Origin of the sequence: Marichromatium sp. PS1 (genome assembly GCF_041155115.1) — a bacterium.
GTDB lineage: Bacteria > Pseudomonadota > Gammaproteobacteria > Chromatiales > Chromatiaceae > Marichromatium > Marichromatium gracile.
Map to the genome: position 1 here is coordinate 1 of NZ_BAAFHB010000005.1, position 20026 is coordinate 20026.

A 20026-nucleotide genomic window follows, 5' to 3' on the forward strand; every position below is an offset into this window, starting at 1 on the left:
CTCGGGCTCGATGCGGTCGATCTCGTCATAGACCGCCTCGAGCGCCTCACTCGCCCCGGCGACGAAGAAGCGCCCGCCGGTGCGCGCGGCGATCGCCTCCAGGGTCTCGGGGTCGAAGCCGCGCCCCTGGCGCAGCAATCGCAGCCCGAGCCCGCCGAGCCGACCGTCGGCGCCGCCGCCGATCCCGATCACGTGCACCCGCACCCCGGCCTCGGCGGCGAGCGCGGCGGCCTCCAGCGGGGCGATGTGACCGACGGTGTTCTCGCCGTCGGTGAGCAGGATCAGCACCCGCTCGCCCGCAGACGCCTCGCGCAGCCGCTTCACCGCCAGCGCGATCGCATCCCCGATCGCCGTCTCCCGCCCGGCCAGACCGACCACGCTCTCGGCGAGCAGGGTCGCCACCGTGGCGCGGTCGAAGGTCAGCGGGGTCTGCAGATAGGCGCGCGAGCCGAACAGGATCAGCCCCAGCCGGTCGCCCTCGCGCCGCTGCGCGAAGTCGCCGGCCAGTTGCTGTACCACCGCCAGACGCGACACCCGACGGCCTGCGAGCAGATAGTCGCGCTCCTCCATGCTGCCGGAGATGTCGACCGCGAGCATCAGGTCGCGCCCGCTGCGCGGCACCCCGAGTGGCTCCCCGACCCACTGCGGACGCGCGCTGGCGAGCACCAGCAGCACCCAGGCGAGCAGCGCGAGCCAACGCCAGGGTCGCGCGCCCCCGCCCGCCGGGCCGGCCAGCCCCGCGGGCAGCAGCGTCGGCGGCAGGCGCAGCGCCGCGCCCGGCGCCCGGCGCGCCGGCGGCAACCGCCGCGCGAGCAGCGGCAAGGGCAGTGCGAGCAGCGCCCAGGGCCAGGCCAGGGAGATCATCGTCCGCGCCCCTGGGCGCGGATCCAGCGCTCGACCAACCCGAGTAGCGCCTCGGCGTCGACCGCTGACGCCTCCGGCGGGCGATAAGCCTGCTCGACCAGCGCCCGGCCGATCCCATTGGAGAAGTCCCCCGCGCCGCCCTCGGCATCGAGGAAGGCGAGCCAGTCGGCGCCGGCGAGACCGGCCACCCGCGCCCGGCCATGACGGCTCAGCGCCAGGCGACGCAGCAGGCGCGAGCACCCGGCGGCGAGCGCCCGCGCATCGCCGCCAGCGACGAACCCGGCACGCAGCCGCGCCAGCTCGGCGAGCGCCGCGCGCTGCGGCGCAACGCGCCGCCGGTGGCGCCGCCAGGCCCAGACGCCCCAACCGAGCAGCGCGAGCGCGAGCGCGGCGAGCAGCCACCAGCCCGGCGACGGCGGCCACCAGCCGACCGGCGACGGCGCGTGCCAGTCGCGCAGCCCGGCGAGCGGATCGGCGAGCGGGGTCATCGCCCCCCTCCCGGGCGCAGCCCGAGCCCGCGCGCCAGCGCCGCGGCCGGGTCCTGATCGGTGCGCAGACGCAGCAGGTGGGCACGATGGGCGCGCGCCTGCTCGACGATCTGCTCGCGCGCGGCGGCGCGCGCCTCGGCCCAGGCGGCGCGCCGTCGCGACCCGCGCAGGTCGAGCCAGCCGCGGCGCCCGGCGGCGAGCACCGGGTAACGTCCGGGCGGCGGTGGCTCGCACTCGAGGACATCCTCGATCTGCACCCACACCAGCTCGGCACCCCGCCCCAGCCGGGTCAGGCTGGGGTCGCGTCCCGCGCCGAGCCCGGCGAGATCGCTCACCAGCACCACCAGCGCGCCGGGACGGACCACCCGATCGAGCCGCGCGAGCGCCGTCTGCAAGGTCATCGCCGTCTCAGCCGAGGCGGCGGCGGGCGCGGCCAGCGACTCGAACAGCGCGAGCAACCCGCGAGCGCGCGCCGCCGGCGGGTGCAGCCGGATGGCGTGGTCGTCGAACACCAACCCGCCGACGCGATCGCCCCGCGCCAGCGCCGCCCAGCCGAGCAGCGCGGCGACGCGCGCGGCGATCACCGACTTGAAGGCCACCCGGGTGGCGAAGCGCATCGTCGCGCGCTGGTCGACACAGAGCCACACCGGTCGCTCGCGCTCCTCGCGGAAGCACTTGACGTGCGCCTCACCGGCGCGCGCGGTGACCCGCCAGTCCATGTGACGCGGCTCATCGCCGGGCTGGTAGGGGCGCGATTCGGCAAACTCCATGCCGCGTCCGCGCAGCCGCGACGGGTGTGCCCCGCCCCGGGCGGCGAGCACCCGCGCGCGCGGAGCGAGATCGAGCCCGCTGGCGCGGGCGCGCAGCCCGACCAGCTCGGCGACCCCGACGGCAAGCGCGCTGGTCTCAGGCACAGCTCACCCGCGCCAGCAGCAGCGCGATGAAGTCGTCCGGGGTGCGCCCCTCGGCCTCGGCCTCGTAGCCGAGCAGCAGACGGTGACGGAGCACGTCGGGGGCGAGGCGACGCACGTCCTCGGGGGAGACGAAGTCGCGTCCCTCCAGCCAGGCCAGGGCGCGCGCGCAGCGCTCCAGCGCCAGGGTGGCGCGCGGACTGGCGCCGAAGCGCAACCAGCCGTCGAGCGCCGGGTCGTAGTCGGCCGGGGCACGGGTGGCGAGCACCAGATGGAGCAGATAGTCCTCGACCTCGGGGGCGAGATAGAGATCGAGGAGGGCGCGCCGCGCCGCAAACACCTGGGCCTGGGTGATCTCGGCGCCGCCCTCGTTCGCGCCAGCGCCCTCGCGCGCCCGGGCGCGGTCGAGGGCGAGGATGGCGCGCTCGGTGTCGAGGTCGGGATAGTCGACCCGCACCTGCATCAGGAAGCGATCGAGCTGGGCCTCGGGCAGCGGATAGGTGCCCTCCTGCTCGATCGGGTTCTGGGTGGCCATCACCAGAAACAGCTCCGGCAGCCGGTAGGTCTCGCGTCCGACGGTGATCTGGCGCTCGCCCATCGCCTCGAGCAGCGCCGACTGCACCTTGGCCGGGGCGCGGTTGACCTCGTCGGCGAGCAGCAGGTTGTGGAACAGCGGCCCGCGATCGAAGCGGAAGCTGCCGTCGTGGGGACGATAGATCTCGGTGCCGGTGAGGTCGGCGGGCAGCAGGTCGGGGGTGAACTGGACGCGGTGGAAGTCGCCCTCGATCCCCTCGGCCAGGGCCTTGACCGCGCTGGTCTTGGCCACCCCGGGCGGACCCTCGACGAGCAGATGGCCGTCGGCGAGCAGCGCCACCAGCAGCCGCTCGACCAGGGCGCGCTGACCGAGGATGCGCGCCGAGAGCCGCACCCGCAGCGCGGCGAAGACCGCCTGTAGATCGCTCGTCGGATCAGCTGCCGACACGGCGCACCTCCTCGTTATCAAAAGCGTCTGACTCGATCCGTTCGAGCAGCTCATGCGGGCTGCTCAGCGGCGCCCCGGCGCCGGCCGCATGCAGCCGCGTCGGGTCGGTATAGCCCCAGCCGACGGCGACGAAGCCGGTACCGGCGGCGCGCGCCGCCTCCAGGTCACGCAGCTCGTCGCCGACATAGAGCATGCGCGCCGGGCGCAGCCGCTCGCGCGCGGCAAGCCGACGCAGCGCGCGCGACTTGCCGAACAGCGCCGCGCCGCCGACGACGAAATCGAGATGGGGCAGCGGGTAGCGCGCGAGATAGGCCGCCAGGCTCTCGCTGGCGTTGGAGGAGAGCACGCCGAGACGCAACCCGCGCGCGGCCAGCGCCTCCAGGGCCTCGGTCCAGCCCGGGACCGGCGGGGTGGCGAGCAGACCGGCGCGCATCTCGCGGCGCATCCGCGCGACGAAGCCCGGCACCCGGTAGGCCGGGATGCCCAGCGTCTGGACGATCTCGCGCGCGTGCAGCCCGCGCAACCGTTCGACGGCGGCGCGATCGAGCCCATCACAGCCGAACGCCGGGCCGACCCGGGCGAGCGCCTCGAGGGCCGCCTCGGTGCTGTCGACCAGGGTGCCGTCGAAGTCGAAACAGAGACAGTCGAACATAGGGTCAGGGGTCCATGAGGGTCGGGGTCAAGCACGATCGCCCGGACCGGGCGGGCGCGACCCTGGGGGACGGGACCGCCCGGCGCCGGGGAGAGACGCGACGTCCTCCCGACGCCGCGCGCAACAGGCTACTACAGGGTGGCGCCGAGCTGCACCAGGATCTCCGAGTCGCGCGGCAGCACCTCGACCTCGGCCTTGGAGGCGAGCAGCTGCTCGGTCTCCATCACCTCGAGCACCGTATCGAGCACCTCGGGGTCGCGTTCGGCGATGGCGTTGAGCGCCTCGCCGACGATCGCCGGGCGGGTGGCGGCGGCCTCGGCCATCTGCTGCGAGACCTTGTAGGCGGTCTGGCTCTGGATCAGGCCGACGCGGTTCTCGCCGTCCTGCTTCATCGCGCTGGTGACCTGGATCAGCCGCTTGACCACCTTGTCGGTGATGTTGTCGACCATCTGCCGGTCGGTGAAGGCGACCTTGCGGATATAGACCGAGCCGAGCCGGTAGCCCCAGCGCTCGGAGAGCGGCGAGACCTCGGCGCGCACCCGACGGCTGAGCTGGTGACGGTCCTCGAGCATCTTGTCCATCTCCAGATTGCTCAGGGTGGAGACGGCGGCGCTGGCGACATTGGCCTGCAGCGAGCCCTCGGGGTTGGCGTTGTTGAACAGATAGGCGATGGGGTCGCTCACCTGCATCTCGTACCACAGCCCCACGCCCATCGGCGTGCCCTCCTCGGAGTTGACCATCTGGTCGCGCAGATAGTGCTGGCGCAGCGCGGTGGAGACCTTGTAGCGCTTGCCGAAGAAGGGCAGCAGCAGGGCGCGCAGCCCGAAGTGGGCGAGCGGGAAGCGCAGCCCGGGCTCGTCGAGGGTACCGATGACCTTGCCGAACAGGGTGAAGACCTGGGCCTCGCGCTCGCGCACCACGGCATAGAGCCCGAGGCTGCGGGCGATGGCGAGCAGCACCGGGATATAGATGAGACCGATGACGAAGGCGATGGTGGAACCGATCATGTTGTCCATGGCGTCTCTCCCCTCAGCGCTCGAGCCCGGTGGTGCGGACGATGCGCGAGGCGCGTCCGAGCAGCGGCACGCGCAGGTTGCGGATATAGGCGCGCAGCGCCTCGGTGCCGCCGCTCGACTTGATCCGCGACAGCGTCTCGGCCAGCTCGCGCAGCGGCGCGACCTCGGCCTGGGCGTTGTTGCGCGCGATCTCCACCGCGCGCTTGCTCATGGTGATCTGCTGCTCGGCGTCGGCGCGCGCCGTGGAGATGTCGGCGGCGACCTGGTTGCGGGTGGAGTTGATCGCCGAGAGCGCACGGTCGACCTCGCTCGGCGGGTCGATCTGGGTGATCAGTGCGGCATCGAGCTCGATGCCGTAGCGCGCCCCGGTCGAGCGGCACTGCTGCTCCATGTAGTCGTTGAGCAGCGGCAGGTTCTTGCGCAGGTCGTTGATCGAGACGCCCTCGGAGAGTTCGGCGGCCGCTTCGCCCTGCGCCAGCTCGCCCTCGCCGACCAGCCCCTCGCCCTTGGGGTCGACGAAGTTGGCGATGCGCTCGCGCAGCACCGAGATGAAGTAACCCATGACGTGTTCGAGCGGGCTGTCGACACCGAAGCAGTAGGCATAGAGGTTGGATTCGGCGACGCGGAAGCGGATCTGACCGCCGACCCCGGTGGTGAGGTTGTCCTTGGTGACCGCCTCGACCATCACCTGATCCTTGGTCGGGTCCCAGGTCAGGTCGATGGCCTGGGTGACCACGCTGACCTTGTGCACCTCCTGCCACGGCCACTTGAAGTAGGGGCCGCCGGGGCCGATCACCCGCACCTGCGGGAAGCGGTAGCGTTGCTGTTCCTCGGCGTCGAGCGCCGGGTCCTCGACCATCAGCTCGCCGAGTCGCTCGACGCGACCGAAGCTGGTGATCAGCGCGCGCTCGTCCGGGCTCACGGTGTAGAAGGCGCGCACGAACACCTTGAACACCACGAACGCCAGCACGCCGAGCATGAATGCCGTCAGATACATGGCAGCTTGACCTCTCTAGCGGAGGGCGGCGCATCCGCGCCGCCTGGGGGACGCGCCCCGCCGACGGGGGCGGGGCGCGGGCGGAGACGGGAAGAAGGGCCGCGCATCAGGGCGTGCGCTCGCGCGCGGCGCGAGCGATGGCGATGGCGTTGCCGATGGCGGTACGGGCATGCGGGCTGGCGCGCCAGCAGGGGGCGTGGAGCATGTCGGCGATCAGCCCGACCAGGGGCTCGATCTGCTGCCCGGCGAGGGTGTCGAGATCCTCGATGCCGAGCTGTTCGAGCCGCGCGATCACCCGCGGCCCGATCTGATGACCGCCGAGCAGCAGGGCGCGCTCGGCACTGGAAAACGGCATCGATCCCTCCCCGCGCCGGTGCCGACCGGCGCTCAGTCGCCCTTGAAACCCACCCGCTGGTGGCTGCCGTCGCAGAAGGGCTTGTTGGCCGAGGCCCCGCAGCGACACAGATAGGCCTTGTCGCCGCGCCAGGCCGCGCGCGCGCTGGCGGCGCGGATCACCAGGTTGCCCTCGAGCTCGAGCGGCCCGTCGGGCAGCGCTCGCACCGCCAGCGGCCCGTCGGCGGCGAAGGTGCCGCGCCCCTGCTCGCCGACGGCGCCATAGTCCTCGAAGCCGGCGGCACGGTGGCTGTTGTCGCAGAACGGCTTGTTGGCCGAGGCCCCGCAACGACACAGCGCCACCCGGCGGCTGGTGCCGGCGTGCTCGGGCGCCTCACCGGCGCCCTCCAGCGCCAGCTCGCCGTGACAGTACAGGGGGCCATTGTAGACCACCACCGCCGCGTTCTCGCCGGGAGCGGGCTCGGGACCGCCGGTCTTGTCGACATAGCTCAGCGCGCCGCTCGGACAGCGCTCGACGATCTCGCGCACCCGTTCGCGCTCGGTGACATCGGGATCGCACCAGGGATCGCGCCCGGAGACGAACAGCTCGCCCTTGGCACGGACGCACTCGCCGATATGGATACACAGACGCTCGTCCCAGTAGACATCGATCTCCTGGCCCGGGAAGTGGTGGACGCTGCGCTCACTCATCAAATGGACTCCTTGTGGTCTCTGTGGGTTGCCCGCCCACGGCGGACGGTGGCTGCCTGGAGAGACCAACCGGCGGCTCGGGGCGCGACCGGTCGGCGCGAGGCACGGCCCCGCATCGCCCCGACAGCGCCGGGGGCGCGCAGCGCCAAAAACAGCACCACGCGCGTGTTTTTCTAATGGGGCCCAGCGCCGATCATGCAACGTGCGGGGGTGAACTTCGTCACACCCCCGACGTCTCACCGAGCATGGCGGAACGCCCTCGCCCGCCATCCGTCCCCGTCGTCACGCACGGCCCGCGCGCCGTCATCCACACGGAGTCGAGAACATGCCCAGTCAAGCCGTCCGATCGCACCACACCACGCCCGCGCCGGCGCCCACGGTCAGCCGGGTCGACATCGGCGAGCCGCTCGACTGGCTCGCCACCGGCGTCAGGCGCTTCGCCGAGGCACCCGCGGCGAGCCTGCTCTACGGCGCGCTCTTCATGCTCGCCTGCTGGGGCGCGCTGGCGCTGACCTGGACCCTGCCCTGGTTCACCATCGCCTTCCTCACCGGATTGCTGCTGCTCGGTCCCTTCCTCGCCGCCGGGCTCTATGTCGCCGCACGCCAGCTCGAGGCCGACGAGCCGGTGGCCATCCACGACAGCCTGGCGCTGATCTGGGCGCGGCGTACCAATCTGGGGCTGTTCGTGCTCTTCCTCGGGCTGATCGCCGCGGCCTGGGTGCGCTTCTCGGCGCTGCTGTTCGCGATCAAGTTCAACACCCTCTCGCCCTCGTCCGACAGCATCACCGGCCTGCTGGCCGGGCACTTCGATCCGGTAGTCACGCTGTTCTTCCTCGGCATCGGGCTGCTGCTGGCCGTGGCGGTGTTCGTCACCAGCGCCGTCTCCATCCCGATGATCCTCGATCGCGACGTCGGCCCGCTCACCGCCATCCACACCAGCCTGCGCGCCTGCCGCCAGAACTGGCCGGCGATGACGCTTTGGGCCGCGATGATCGTCGCCCTCACCGGCTTCGGCATCCTCACCCTGTTCATCGGGCTGGTGGTGATCTTCCCGGTACTCGGCTATGCCACCTGGGAGAGCTATCGGCGGATGGTCGCCTGAGCCCCCGCCCCGCCATCGCTCGGCGGGGCGCGGCCCAGGCCACAAGGACCCCAACCCCGCGCCGCCCGGCGGCGCATCTCACCGCACCATGGAGGATGCAACCATGCGTCAACGTCCGAACCTCACCCATGTCGCACTCTACGGCGCCCTGCTCGCCCTGGTCACCAGTCTCGGCGCCCGCGCCGAGACCAGCGCCAGCGGCGTGGTCGAGCGTGTCTGGGACGACGGTTTCCTGCTCGACACCGGCAGCGAGCGACTCGACGTCGAACTCGACAGCCTGCGCGCCCTGGGCATCACCCCGGGGACCCGGGTGACCATCGCCGGCGACTACGACGATGACGACCACGACGACCACGACGACGATGATGACGACGACGGTCGCGACTTCCGCGCCCGCCGCGTGACCATCGACTGAGTGAGTCAGCTGTCAGCGTCTCGCTGACAGCTTCCAGCCGCCAGCCGCCAGCCGCCAGCTACCAGCAGGAAGAGGGTCGGCGCTGACGGCTTGCTCGGTACGATTGGGCTGCCCGTCGGACCACGAATCGGCGACGGGCAATCCAGCAGCGACCAGCAGCCAGCAGGAGAGGCTCGGCGCTGCCAGCTGACCACTGGCGGCTGGCGGCTGGAAGCTGGCGGCTGACAACTGGCGCCCATTTGCCTCAGCCCTTTCGTACCGTCTAGACTGTTCTACAATCGTCCAGACCGGTGATCCACCCATGCCCGAAACCCAAGCCCCCAAGCCGTCGCTGCGCGAGCGTGTGCTCGATGCCGCCGAGACCGTGGTGATGCGCGATGGCGCCGCGCGACTGACGCTCGACGCGGTGATCGCCGAGGCCGGCGCCAGCAAGGGCGGGATGCTCTATCACTTCAGGAGCAAGGAGGCGCTGCTCGAGGGGCTGGTCGAGCGTACCCTGGCACGCGACGAGGCCGACATCGGTGCGCTGCGCGACACCCTGCCGCCCGATCAGCCCAACCGCGAGGGCCGCGCCCGGCTCATCGCCTCGCTCGCCCCCTGTCCGGTCTCGCCCGAGCTCGGCATCGCGGTGATCGCCGCCTCCGCGCACCATCGCGAGCTGCTCGCGCCGATCCGCACACACGTCACCGAGACGCTCGACGCGCTCGGCGCGCTGGAGGACGAGATCCCGAACGCCCGGCTGCTCTATCTGGCGATGGCCGGGCTCTACATGTTCGACGTCTTCGGCATCTCGCCGCTCGACCCCGACGAGGCCGACGCGCTGCGCGCCCAGGCCCGGCGCATCCTCGACGATCACGGAGCCCTTTGATGACCGCCCTATCCCCCCGTCCGTCACTGCTGCTCGCCGCCCTGATCGCGCTGCTCGGCGGCGCGCTCGGCGGCTGTGACCGCGCCGCTGCCGAGTCCGACACGACCACCAGCGCGCCGACCTCGCAACCGGTGCGGCTGTTCACCGTCGATACCGCGCCGAGATCCGAGCTGCGCCGCTTCCCGGCCACCATCGAGGCCTCGCAGACCTCGGCCGTCTCCTTCCAGGTGCCGGGCAAGCTCGAACGCTTCCCCATCCGCGAGGGCGAGACCATTCGCGCCGGCGAGACGATCGCCGCGCTCGACGCCACCGACTATGCGCTCGCGCTGCGCGAGGCCAGGGTCCAGGCCGATCTCGCGCGCAAGGAACTCGAGCGCAAGCAGGCGCTCAGCGAACGCGGCCATCTCGCCGAGAACGCCCTCGACGACGCCCGCGCCACCGCCGACCTCGCCCAGGTGCGGCTCGAACAGGCGGCGCAGAACCTCGCCTACACCGAGCTGGAGGCGCCCTTCGACGCGCTGCTCGCCGAGCGTCTGGTCGATCGCTTCGTCAACGTCCGCGCCGGCGAGCCGATCGCGCTGCTGCAGGACATCTCGGTGCTCACCGTCGAGGTCGACGTGCCCGAGCGGCTGATGGCGCGGGTACGGCGCGAGCAGGTCGGCGCCATCACCGCCGAGCTCTCGGCCTGGCCGGGGCGCAGCTTCCCGCTGAGCATCCGCGAGTTCGCCACCGAGCCCGACCCGCGCACCCGCACCTACACCATCACCCTGTTCATGACCAACCCCGACGATATCCAGGTGCTGCCGGGGATGACCGCCACCGTCAGCGCCGAGATCCTCACCACCGCCGAGGGCACGATCGAGGTGCCGATCGGCGCGCTCGACGCCGATGCCGCCGGCGACTTCCGCGTCTGGGTCTACGACCCCGAGCGCGGTCAGGTGCAGCCGCGCGCCGTCGCGGTCGCCACCCTCGACGGCAGCCACGCGCGCATCCTCTCGGGGCTGGCCGAGGGCGAGCACATCGTCGCCGCCGGGGTCGGCTTCCTCAGCGCCGGTCAGCGGGTGCGCCCGCTCGACGACACCGCCCAGTAGCATCGGGAACCCCTACCCATGGACATCGCTCGCGCCGCCATCGACAAGCCGGTCAACACCTGGCTGCTGATCCTCATCTGTCTGCTCGGGGGACTCTGGGCCCTGTTCAGCCTGGGACGGCTGGAGGACCCCGAGTTCACCATCAAGCAGGCGATCATCACCACCAGCTATCCCGGCGCCTCGGCACTCGAGGTCGAGCAGGAGGTGACCGACCAGCTCGAGATCGCCCTCCAGCGCCTGCCCCAGATCAAGGAGATCCGCTCGCGCTCCGAGCCCGGGCGCTCGCTGATCGATGTCGAGATCCTCGAGCAGTACGACTCCAGCCAGCTGCCGCAGATCTGGGACGAGCTGCGGCGCAAGGTCCGCGACGCCAGCGCCGCCCTGCCCCCGGGGGCAGGCACCCCGCACGTCAACGACGACTTCGGCGACGTCTACGGGCTTTACTACGCGCTCAGCGCCCCGGACTACAGCCAGGCCGAGCTGCGCGACTTCGCCCGCACCCTGCGCCAGGAGCTGTTGCGGATACCGGGCGTGGCCAAGGTGGCGATCAGCGGGCTGCGCGCCGAGCGCATCTTCGTCGAGCCGCCGCAGTCGGTGCTCACCCAGCTCGGCATCGCCCCGACGCTGATCGCCAACGCCATCTCGGTGCAGAACGCGGTGGTCGACAGCGGCGCGCTGCGGGTCGAGGACCGCTCGGTGCGCCTCGCCCCTTCGGGCACCTTCGACTCGGTCGCGCGCATCGAGGCGCTGCCGCTCGGCGGCCCCGGGGCGAGCAGCGAGCACGCCAGCCTTCGGCTCGGCGACATCGCCCGGGTGAGCCGCGGCGAGGAGGAGATCCCGACCCTGCTGGTGCGCCACAACGGTCGCCCGGCGGTGGCCATCGGCGTCTCGGCGCAGAGCGGCACCAACATCGTCGAGGTCGGCGCGACGGTCGAGGCGCGAATCCAAGCGCTGCTCGAGACCCTGCCGCTCGGCGTCACCATCGATCCGATCTACCAGCAGCACCGAGTGGTCGACGAGGCGGTCAACGGTTTTCTCGTCAACCTCGCAAGCTCGGTGGCGATCGTCATCCTGGTGCTCTGTCTGGCGATGGGCTGGCGCGGCGGGCTGGTGGTCGGCGGGGTGCTGCTGCTCACCGTGCTCGGCACCCTGCTGCTGATGAAGATCGGCGGCATCACCATGCAGCGCGTCTCGCTCGGCGCGCTGATCATCGCCATGGGCATGCTGGTCGACAACGCCATCGTCATCGCCGAGGGGATGATGGTGCGGATGCGGCGCGGGCTGGGGGCGCTGGAGGCGGCGCAGCAGATCACCAACCAGACCAAGTGGCCGCTGCTGGCGGCGACGGTGATCGGCATCCTCGCCTTCTCCGGGATCGGGCTGTCGAACGACTCGACCGGGGAGTACACCTTCTCGCTGTTCGCGGTGATCGCCATCTCGCTGCTGCTGAGCTGGGTGCTGGCGGTGACGGTGGCACCGCTGTTCGGCAGTTATCTGTTCCGCAGCGCCGCCGAGCGCCGCGACGAGGAGGATGCCGGCGGCGTCCTGCTCGGCGGCTATCGCGGTCTGGTGCACCTGGCGCTGCGCCACCGGCTGACCACGGTGGCGGCGCTGGTCGGCTCCACCCTGGCGGCGGTGATCGGCTTCGGCGCCGTGCCCCAGTCCTTCTTCCCCGACAGCGCCACGCCGCTCTTCTATGTCGACGTGTGGCACGAACAGGGCACCGACATCCGCGCCACCGCCGCCGACATGGCCGAGCTCGGCAACGCGCTCGGCCAGCTCGACGGGGTCACGGACGTCACCAGCTTCAGCGGCTCGGGCGCCGACCGGCTGATGCTGGTCTATGCCCCGGAGCTGCCCAACAGCGCCTATGGCCAGTGCATCGTGCGCGTCACCGACGCCGCGCGCATCCCCGAGATCGCCGCGCGCGTGCGTCAGTGGATCGGCGAGCACCAGCCCCAGGTCAAGGGCTGGACCAGCCGCATCCGCCTCGGCCCCGGAGGCGGCGCCAAGATCGAGGCGCGCTTCTCCGGCCCCGACAACGCCACCCTGCGCGCGCTCGCCGCCGAGGCCGAGCGCATCTTCCGCGACCACGACCTGATCAACGTGCGCCACGACTGGCGCCAGTACCGCCCGCTGATCGTCCCGCGCCTGGCCGAGGAGCGCGCCACCGCCGCCGGGGTGAGCCGCGCCGACATCGCCGATGCCCTGGCGATGGTCACCGAGGGGCGCACCGTCGGGCTCTATCGCGAGGGCGATCGGCTGATCCCGATCGTGATGCGCGCCCCGGATGACGAGCGCAACGGCAACACCGACCTGCGCGACCGTCGCGTCTGGTCGGCCACCGCCGGCGCCTACATCCCCATGACCGAGGTCATCGACCGCTTCGAGACCGGCACCGAGGACGGGCTGATCCGCCGGCTCGACAAGGCACGCACCATCACCGCCCAGGCCGACCCCGCCTACGGCGCCAACACCGACGCGGCGCTCGCGCAGGTGCGCGGCGCGGTCGAGGCGATCGCGCTGCCGCCGGGCTACCGGCTCGAATGGGGCGGCGAGTACGAGGACTCCAGCGACGCCCAGGCCGCGCTCGCGCGCAGCGTCCCGCTCGGCTTCCTGGCGATGGTGCTGATCACCGTGGCGCTGTTCGGCCGGGTGCGCCAGCCGCTGATCATCTGGCTGTGCGTGCCGATGGCGATCACCGGCGTCACCGCCGCGCTGCTCGCCACCGGACAGTCGTTCGGCTTCATGGCGCTGCTCGGCTTCCTCAGCCTCTCGGGCATGCTGATCAAGAACGCCATCGTCCTGGTCGACGAGATCGACCTGCGCATCGCCGACGGCCACCACCGTCACGACGCCATCGTCGCCGCCAGCGTCAGCCGTTTCACCCCGGTGATGCTCGCCGCCGGCACCACCATCCTCGGCATGATCCCGCTGCTCTTCGACGTCTTCTTCGCCTCCATGGCCGTCACCATCATGGGCGGACTGGCCTTCGCCACCGCCCTCACCCTGATCGCGGTGCCGGTGTTCTATGCCGGGTTCTTCAAGGTTCGGGAGGATGAGGTGCGGACGGGGTGAGCCGGACGGGGTGAGCCGGGCGGGTGCGGTGGTTCGGGGTCGGCGGGGCGGGAGGTTTGTCGGGCAGACGCCCGGCCTGACCAGGCGGCATCGGCAAGTCAGACGCCCAGGCGACTCACGCCGCCCTGCCCGCCTGCCCAAACAGCGCCCTGGCGCGTCCGAGCCCGCGCAGATAGCGACACTCGCGACGCGCAGCAAGCGCCGCCAACCGCTCAGGCGCGCCGATCGCGACACCAAACCCCTTGAGCAGGAAACCCGCGTGCTCGACGAAACGCTCCGGCGCGATGCCGAGCCGGGTGAGGACGTCCGGCAGATCCGCCGGGATCGAGCCGCGCTTGCGCGGATGCAGAGCACGACCAAGCGAATCGACCAGGGTCAGATAATCGTCGAAGGTGAAAGGAATCGCCGCAGGAACCTCGGCGGGATTGCCGAAGGGCAACAGCGGCGCGGACGGCAGGCGATTCAGCGCGGTCTCCCAAAGATTATCGCTACGCGAGTCTGAAGGAGAGTCGATGGCCTTGGTCTCGGACGATGCGGTCACACGGACCGACGGCGAAGCCTCGTCCGTCTCGACAAGCGCTTCACCAGACGCACACGCATCGTCAGCCCGCAAGGCGGCGATCCGCGCCGCAATCCCGGTATGCGCGCTCTCCTCCGGCGTCTCCGCGATCCCCGCCCGAATCGGGTTGAGATCGACATAGGCCATCACCGCCAACAGCGCCGTCTCGTCGAGGATCGCCTGCGAGCGAAAGCGTCCCTCCCAGAACCGTCCCCGCACCCCATCCTCCCGATTCGCCGCCCGCGCGATCGACTCGTTCAGTATCCGCATGAACCAGGAGAGATCCGCCAGCCGCGCCCGGTAGGTCGCGACCAAGCCAGCGACCACCTCCAGCTCCGCCTCGGTCATGCCCGCCCGCGTCGCAGGCGACAGGAACCGCTCCACCACCACCGGCCCCCGGAACAGACACCGCCAGCGCCGCAGCACCTCGGTATCCGACCACCCCGCCGCCCGATCGGCATCGACCCGCACCACCAGATGCACGTGATTGCTCATCACCGCATAGGCCGCCACATCGATCGCGAACACCCCCGCGAGCTGGCGCAACCGCAACTCCACCCAGCCGCGCCGATGCTCGAAGCTCCGCCCCGTCAGCCGATCGAAGCCGCAGAGATACGCTCGCCGCACGCAACGCGTGACGACGTGATACCAAGGCGTATCGGAGAGGGAGACGAGCGAGGCGCGGGGACGAGTCATGGGGCATCTCCGCTGGGGGTGTTGGGTGAAGCGTAGGAGAGCGCCTTGCGAGCGTCAACGTAAATGGGTGTCCCCCAAATTGTCCCCTGCGAGCGAAAGCGTCCCTCCCAGAACCGTCCCCGCACCCCATCCTCCCGATTCGCCGCCCGCGCGATCGACTCGTTCAGTATCCGCATGAACCAGGAGAGATCCGCCAGCCGCGCCCGGTAAGTCGCGACCAAGCCCACGACCACCTCCAGCTCTGCCTCGGTCATCCCCGCCCGCGTTGCAGGTGACAAGAACCGCTCCACCACCACAGGCCCGCGAAACAGACACCGCCAGCGCCGCAGCACCTCGGTATCCGACCACCCCGCCGCCCGATCCGCATCCACCCGTACTACCAGATGGACGTGATTGCTCATCACCGCATAGGCCGCCACATCGATCGCGAACACCCCCGCGAGCTGTCGCAACCGCAACTCCACCCAGCCCCTACGATGCTCGAAGCTCCGTCCGGTCAACCGATCGAAGCCACAGAGATACGCCCGGCGCACGCAGCGGGTGACGACGTGATACCAGGGCGTATCGGACAAGGAGACGAGCGCGGCGCGGGGACGAGTCATGGGGCATCTCCGCAGGGGGTGTTGGGTGAAGCGTAGGAGAGGACCTTGGGAGCGTCAACGATAAATGGGTGTCCTCAAGTTGTGATCCACCACAAGCTGCTCGAGCGACTTGAGGCCAGCGATCGCATCGACTGGTCGCGAGCGGTGGTCGACACCGCCTCGATCCGCGCCGTCGGCGGCGGTGAGTGCACTGCACCGGCCCCAACCCGACCGATCGCGCTCGCCCGGGAAGCAAGCACCATCTGATCACCGACGCCCGGGGCATTCCGCTGCATGCCGTGCTCACTGGCGCCAACGCCCACGATGTCACGCAACTCATCGCCCTGGTCGATGGCATCACACCCGTGCGCAGCGGACGGCGTGGTCGCCCCCGCCATCGACCCGAGCGCGTGCAGGGCGACCGCGCCTATGACTCCAAAGCCCACCGTGCGGCACTGCGCACGCGCAACATCCAACCGCAGCTCGCGCGACGCAACACCCCACATGGCAGCGGCCTGGGAACGACCCGCTGGGTCGTCGAACGCTCGCTGGCGTGGTTGCATCAGTTCCGTCGACTGCGGGTGCGCTTCGAGCGCCGGGCCGATATTCACGAGGCGTTTCTCTTCCTGGGACTCGCACTCATTTGCTGGAGTGCCTTGGAGTGGGCGTAGGGCTTTTTGATAGAGCCTCTAAACTCTCCAGTCGTTCGCCGGACGTTCCGTCCTTGCCATATCCACGCCGACGAGTCCAGCAAAAACCAAAGTCGCCAACATTCCACTAATAAGGCCAATGTTCCATCCCTGGATGCCATCGTTACCGAAAACCGAGTATAGAATAAAGAATGCGGCCAAACCCATGAAAATACTGCCAAGTGGAACAAAGCCGCTAACTCTCCTGGGCCAAATAACACCCACTACGGCCGTCGGCAAGAGAATCAGCGGTCCCGCCGCTGCGAGAACATTCAACTGAATAACCAATCGCGGCGGATCAAGCGCCATCCCAATAGCTGCAACACCCATTACAAACATTATGAGACGAACCAGGATCAGCTGCTCTTTATCGGGCAATGAATAATTGAAAACGTTTAGAAATATATCCCGACACGCTCCTGCTCCCAATGCGAGAAACTGGCTGTCAACGCTCGACAGCGACGCCGCCACGATTCCAAATAATATTACACCTCCGGCGACGATCCCGAAAACGCCAAACCCCGACCTTTCCAATATGGCGCCTGTCAACATGTCACCGCTATCTAAACCTGGAACGGCCACAACTCCCATGAGCCCAATTGCGCCGGCCAGTACATAAAAAGCGGTGATCCACATAGCCGCATGCGTCATTCCCTTTCGTAGAGCATCTTCGTTGCGCGCGATCATGAACCTCATAATATAGTGACCGTTCACTAACGGTAGAGCCGCCATGAGAATACCTACCGAAATCAACACAGGAACCGTGAAGAAACCATTTGGCCCAGGGAGAGAAAAATAAGGGGCCAAGTCAATCGACCCTGTTTGAGGTCGATCTGTGAGCAATATGTGCAACACTAAGCCAGCCACTAAAAGCAATCCCACTACCATTGCCCAGCCCTGGAATTTATCTGTCTTCACGTCTCCCTGCATGCCGGCAAAAGCCGTATAAAAAACAAATAACGTGACGATAAGGATCACGGAAACCCAATATGGAACATCCAAGAAGCCCTCCGCCAATCTTCCAAAGCTCACTATTTGCATGGCGATTAGAGGAACTACAAAAAGGGCCGTCACGAGAAATAGTGCTGCGCCAACGAAACGGCTCTCGTAAGCGCTGCCAATCAACTCAAAAGGTGAAAGCAATTGTCTAGGTGACGAGTCTTGTAAACGATGCAGGCGGACCCCAAACCATAGAAACGATGTCACGCCGAATATTACCGGCAAACAAATAAAGAGCCAAGCCCCGATGCCGTGAGTATAGAATAGGCCTGGCAGTGGCACAAACACCATCGCGCTTACCATTGATGCTGCATAGGTGGCACCTAGGAGCGAGCCCTTGACTCGGCGGTCCCATAGAAGATATTTGTTTAAGTCTCGAACCAGGAATCTCCCCTCATTGCCTTTAGTTATATCTGTTATTACTTTCAAAAGTAAAAAAAATAATAATACCCCAGCAATGACGCCTGCCCAGTGTATATTTGACATCGACATCACCAGCCTCCTCTTTCTTTACGTGTTTGCTGTGTCTTAGCTACTTGCCATGCCTTACCAAAGCGGCGCCCTGTAAATAAAAGCCCGAATATAATCACAGTTTGAGCCAACATAAAGAACGCCGTGTTCGGTATCCCGAAAAATGAGGAACCGCTCGTGATATTCCACAAGACCGGCGAGTAACCCGCCGCGGTGATTATCACCGTCGCAGCAAACCAGGCCAATTCCTTGATCATTTGTCACCTCCAGCAATAACTCCAATTTTCCACAATTCCAAATTTGAAATGCGCAAGTGAGGTACTTCATATTTGGCCAAATGAAAAGAACCAAAAACTGTGTGGGGCGCTTCCGAACTAGCCCTGGTTATTTCCTCCACCATGCGTTTCGTTGAAATTTCTAGAACACGGTCTTTAAGGCGTCGAACAGGCGGGCGTGCCTGGGGGCCGTGGGTAGCTGTGTCGAGTACGGCGGTAAGTTCAACCGCTAGCTTGACCAAATTTAATGCACCTAACTTGTCCGGAATTTCCATATCGGCGCGTGCCACCTTCCAGGGTAACGGCGTCGCCCATCTGGGATTTGATTTCGTCAGAAGTGAATGGCTGCGATCCATAACAGTCGACGGAGCAAAAACAGATATTTTGCCTTGAGCAGCCAGAAGGCCAGCTCTTAACGCCGTGTCTGATGCGTCTAGTATAACAACAGCGGCTTGCTCCTGGCGATTGTCCTCTATAGCCTCTTTGATCTCACGGAAAGCCATTTCTTTTACTGTGAAATCAGAGCGAACTGACGTCGCGCTGGCGTTGTGTTTAAGTGCCGCCAAAAATCTCTTCTGATAATCAGTGAGATCATACTCAAAAGAGTGGACTATTAGTAACTCGCGCACCTTCGGGGATAGCTCTTTGGCAATAGCATCAGCTTCTACTTCAGGGTCAATATAGAGCGCGACCCATGGCACGTTCTCAGGCTTCATGGAGCCCCGGTTTGGTACGGTTTGGAATATCAAGGTTCGGTGTAGATTTTGATCAAAAATAGCTTGGAGAGATGAGCTAGATATATCTGCTAGCACAAACAAGTAACGAACGCGGTGCGCTTTAACATTCTCATTAGTTATGTGGACAAAATGTGCATCACCTTTGTCTTTTTCGATGGGCCAAAAAAACATCTCACACCGCACGTCATTTTGATATTGGCCAAGCTGTGAGCTCTTAAGGACCTGCCGGATGACTGTTTCGAACCTTACTGCGTCTGGCACAAGCTCTTCGTGATAGACAACTGCAAAATTTTGCGAGATGTCCGCACCGCCACCGCGATCAGGATTCATGAAATAGAAGACCGATGAGATCAATAGCAAAAGAGACGTAGCATGGATGCTTATCACCAACATCACTCGAGAGTGATCTCGATCAAGCCAGTATACTAGTGCTGATGCTAGCGCTGGAATAACAATCCCTAAAACGAATACAATTCGATTGAATGCAGGACTGCGCCAGAAGACATTTTGCTCAAAGAAATATGAGATATCACTTATGCTTGGAGGCCCATCTTGAATTAGTCCGAAAATTGTCGAAATAACTTCAAAGCCAATCCAAAAAACCAATAATGAAGTTAACAAAAACTGTGCTTTCTTCGATGTGCGAGCAGATGGGTTTTGGCTTTGGACACGTGGACTTGAGTTACCTTCACTCATTATCTGCGCCTTTTATTGACAATCATTGCTCTTTGGGTGGTGCCCTGACCGATAGGTTTCGATAAGATCAGAATCTCTTGCTTTAAGGATGAAGAAGATGTATCTGACATGTCCGCAGTGTCACTCCAACCATGTGACCAAAAATGGATTCAACCGGTTGAAAAAGCAGTTGTACAAGTGTCAAGATTGCGGTCGCCAGTTCGTTCTCCATCCTGCCAAGGGGCCGGTTTCTCAGGAACCCCGCGAACTGATCGATCAGTTGCTGCTGGAAAAAATCTCCCTGGCCGGAATTGCCCGTGCAGTGAAGGTCTCCGAGGCTTGGCTGCAGAACTACGTGAACGAGAAGTACAAGAAGGTTACTCGTCAGGTCGCGCTAAAAAAAACACCACACCCTACGGAGTAATCCTGGAGTGCGACGAACTGTGGTCCTTTGTCGGAAAACGCCTGAACAAACAATGGACCTGGCTCACCATGGATCGCCTGACCCGGCGCATCGTCGGGGTCCATGTTGGCGATCGTACGGAGCGCTCCGCACAGGCTCTGTGGGATTCCATCCCAGCGCAATATCAGACTTCCGCTCCCGTCTACACAGATTTCTGGAGCGCCTATGCGCGGATCATCCCGGCACACCGACATTATCCCAGTGCGAAGTCACAAGGGTAAACCAACCACATCGAACGGTTCAACGGTACACTCCGGCAGCGTATCTCCCGCTTGGTGAGAAAGTCGCTTGCGTTCTCGAAGAACCAGGAAAACCATCTGGGTGCACTCTGGAACTTCATTCATCACTACAACGCCACGATGTGCGTGTGATT

Annotated in this window: 18 protein-coding genes and 3 pseudogenes; 7 read left to right on the top strand and 14 right to left on the bottom strand. The window is 66.6% G+C overall.

Translation table 11 applies throughout. The features are described 5' to 3' along the window. The 9 genes from ACAM26_RS12365 to ACAM26_RS12405 all read right to left on the bottom strand — a co-directional run. On the bottom strand, window positions 1-864 hold an 864-nt coding region (locus ACAM26_RS12365), incomplete at its 3' end, for a VWA domain-containing protein (RefSeq protein ID WP_369613791.1). Continuing rightward, entirely contained in the window at window positions 861-1352 is a 492-nt protein-coding gene (locus ACAM26_RS12370) for a DUF4381 domain-containing protein (protein WP_369613792.1), read from the bottom strand. The genes ACAM26_RS12370 and ACAM26_RS12365, both read right to left, overlap by 4 nt. Beyond that, the gene (locus tag ACAM26_RS12375) at window positions 1349-2266 is read right to left on the bottom strand and encodes a DUF58 domain-containing protein (RefSeq protein ID WP_369613793.1); all 918 of its coding nucleotides are present in this window, start codon (window positions 2264-2266) and stop codon (window positions 1349-1351) included. The genes ACAM26_RS12370 and ACAM26_RS12375 overlap by 4 nt, the downstream gene beginning before the upstream one ends. Further along, window positions 2259-3245, bottom strand: a complete 987-nt coding sequence (locus tag ACAM26_RS12380; protein WP_369613794.1) for an AAA family ATPase — start codon at window positions 3243-3245, stop codon at window positions 2259-2261. The genes ACAM26_RS12375 and ACAM26_RS12380 overlap by 8 nt, the downstream gene beginning before the upstream one ends. Beyond that, a complete protein-coding gene (locus ACAM26_RS12385; RefSeq protein ID WP_369613795.1) occupies window positions 3232-3897 on the bottom strand; it encodes an HAD-IA family hydrolase in 666 nt (221 codons plus the stop codon). The genes ACAM26_RS12380 and ACAM26_RS12385 overlap by 14 nt, the downstream gene beginning before the upstream one ends. Window positions 3898-4028: 131 nt before the next feature. Continuing rightward, a complete protein-coding gene (locus tag ACAM26_RS12390; RefSeq protein ID WP_062271288.1) occupies window positions 4029-4913 on the bottom strand; it encodes an SPFH domain-containing protein in 885 nt (294 codons plus the stop codon). A 13-nt stretch (window positions 4914-4926) separates the two neighbouring features. Continuing rightward, complete coding sequence (locus ACAM26_RS12395) at window positions 4927-5910, bottom strand: SPFH domain-containing protein (RefSeq protein WP_062271290.1); 984 nt, start codon at window positions 5908-5910, stop codon at window positions 4927-4929. A gap of 106 nt (window positions 5911-6016) precedes the next feature. After that, window positions 6017-6265 carry a helix-hairpin-helix domain-containing protein gene (locus ACAM26_RS12400; RefSeq protein ID WP_123141775.1) on the bottom strand — a complete coding sequence of 83 codons (249 nt, stop codon included), beginning with the start codon at window positions 6263-6265 and terminating at the stop codon, window positions 6017-6019. A 32-nt stretch (window positions 6266-6297) separates the two neighbouring features. After that, the gene (locus tag ACAM26_RS12405) at window positions 6298-6954 is read right to left on the bottom strand and encodes a CDGSH iron-sulfur domain-containing protein (protein WP_123141776.1); all 657 of its coding nucleotides are present in this window, start codon (window positions 6952-6954) and stop codon (window positions 6298-6300) included. A 325-nt stretch (window positions 6955-7279) separates the two neighbouring features. Here ACAM26_RS12405 and ACAM26_RS12410 point away from each other — a divergent pair, with 325 nt between their 5' ends. From ACAM26_RS12410 to ACAM26_RS12430, 5 genes are all read left to right on the top strand, one after another. Next, window positions 7280-8056, top strand: coding sequence for a DUF2189 domain-containing protein (locus ACAM26_RS12410; protein WP_123141777.1), 777 nt, complete (start codon window positions 7280-7282; stop codon window positions 8054-8056). 103 nt (window positions 8057-8159) lie between these two features. Beyond that, on the top strand, window positions 8160-8471 hold the full coding sequence (locus ACAM26_RS12415; protein WP_369613796.1) for a hypothetical protein: 312 nt from the start codon (window positions 8160-8162) through the stop codon (window positions 8469-8471). A 301-nt stretch (window positions 8472-8772) separates the two neighbouring features. Next, the gene (locus ACAM26_RS12420; RefSeq protein WP_123141779.1) at window positions 8773-9339 is read left to right on the top strand and encodes a TetR/AcrR family transcriptional regulator; all 567 of its coding nucleotides are present in this window, start codon (window positions 8773-8775) and stop codon (window positions 9337-9339) included. Beyond that, window positions 9339-10430: an efflux RND transporter periplasmic adaptor subunit gene (locus ACAM26_RS12425; protein WP_369613797.1), complete on the top strand. Its 1092-nt coding sequence runs from the start codon at window positions 9339-9341 to the stop codon at window positions 10428-10430. Before ACAM26_RS12420 ends, ACAM26_RS12425 begins: the two co-directional genes overlap by 1 nt. Window positions 10431-10448: 18 nt before the next feature. Then, the gene (locus ACAM26_RS12430) at window positions 10449-13508 is read left to right on the top strand and encodes an efflux RND transporter permease subunit (protein WP_369613798.1); all 3060 of its coding nucleotides are present in this window, start codon (window positions 10449-10451) and stop codon (window positions 13506-13508) included. Window positions 13509-13623: 115 nt separating this feature from the next. Here ACAM26_RS12430 and ACAM26_RS12435 read toward each other — a convergent pair whose 3' ends face one another. Both ACAM26_RS12435 and ACAM26_RS12440 read right to left on the bottom strand, forming a co-directional pair. After that, window positions 13624-14763: a transposase gene (locus tag ACAM26_RS12435; protein WP_369613799.1), complete on the bottom strand. Its 1140-nt coding sequence runs from the start codon at window positions 14761-14763 to the stop codon at window positions 13624-13626. An 86-nt stretch (window positions 14764-14849) separates the two neighbouring features. Further along, window positions 14850-15365 (bottom strand): annotated as a pseudogene (locus tag ACAM26_RS12440) (transposase); the annotation flags it as partial. 84 nt (window positions 15366-15449) lie between these two features. Here ACAM26_RS12440 and ACAM26_RS12445 point away from each other — a divergent pair. Continuing rightward, a pseudogene (locus ACAM26_RS12445) lies at window positions 15450-16015 on the top strand (IS5 family transposase); the annotation flags it as partial. An 18-nt stretch (window positions 16016-16033) separates the two neighbouring features. On the opposite strand, the gene ACAM26_RS12450 reads toward ACAM26_RS12445, so the two are convergent. Genes ACAM26_RS12450 through ACAM26_RS12460 form a run of 3 tightly spaced genes read right to left on the bottom strand, consistent with a single transcriptional unit; the run spans window position 16034 to window position 19211 of the window. Next, window positions 16034-17524: a sodium:solute symporter family protein gene (locus ACAM26_RS12450; RefSeq protein ID WP_369613800.1), complete on the bottom strand. Its 1491-nt coding sequence runs from the start codon at window positions 17522-17524 to the stop codon at window positions 16034-16036. After that, window positions 17524-17760: a hypothetical protein gene (locus ACAM26_RS12455; protein ID WP_369613801.1), complete on the bottom strand. Its 237-nt coding sequence runs from the start codon at window positions 17758-17760 to the stop codon at window positions 17524-17526. The genes ACAM26_RS12450 and ACAM26_RS12455 overlap by 1 nt, the downstream gene beginning before the upstream one ends. After that, entirely contained in the window at window positions 17757-19211 is a 1455-nt protein-coding gene (locus ACAM26_RS12460; RefSeq protein WP_369613802.1) for a hypothetical protein, read from the bottom strand. The genes ACAM26_RS12455 and ACAM26_RS12460 overlap by 4 nt, the downstream gene beginning before the upstream one ends. Before the next feature lie 103 nt (window positions 19212-19314). Here ACAM26_RS12460 and ACAM26_RS12465 point away from each other — a divergent pair. Beyond that, window positions 19315-20024, top strand: a pseudogene (locus tag ACAM26_RS12465) (IS1 family transposase). Window positions 20025-20026: the final 2 nt, after the last annotated feature.